We start from the raw sequence: 426 nt of genomic DNA on the forward strand, positions 1-426 counted from the left end.
TTCTTCTGCATCATCTGGCTTGGCTGGGTGATGACGGCCCCGGTCAGGCAAAGCCTGCTGGCACTGGTCCCCCTGGCCCTGCTGCTGGCAACACTGCTCGCTACCGGGTCACGCACCCCCATTCTGGCATCAGCGCTTGCGGCTGGCTGGCTGATCCTCTGCTGCTGGAACGCTCGTTCGGCGATACTCGTCGGCCTCGGATTCGCCTGTCTCGCAGCACTGCTAATGCTTTTTCCAGAGAGCCTGCTCAACCGTGGGACATCGTATCGCCTGGAAATCTGGCAACTCGCGCTGGACAAGATTGCCGTCCACCCATGGTTGGGCCACGGCTTCGACGCACCGCTGGCCATCTTGGTACCCGGCATCGGCTATTGGTTCAGGGAGCCACATAGCTTCTTTCTCGGCGTGCTGTACTACACCGGGATC

At 61.3% G+C, this 426-nt stretch carries 1 protein-coding gene; it reads left to right on the forward strand.

All coding sequences use genetic code 11. The annotated features are described in order from the left end of the window. Nucleotides 1-426 (forward strand): O-antigen ligase family protein (locus tag J0A65_RS25965; RefSeq protein ID WP_206597077.1); only part of this gene is annotated, 426 nt, incomplete at both ends.

Source organism: Bowmanella yangjiangensis (genome assembly GCF_017255015.1).
Classification (GTDB): Bacteria; Pseudomonadota; Gammaproteobacteria; order Enterobacterales; family Alteromonadaceae; genus Bowmanella; species Bowmanella yangjiangensis.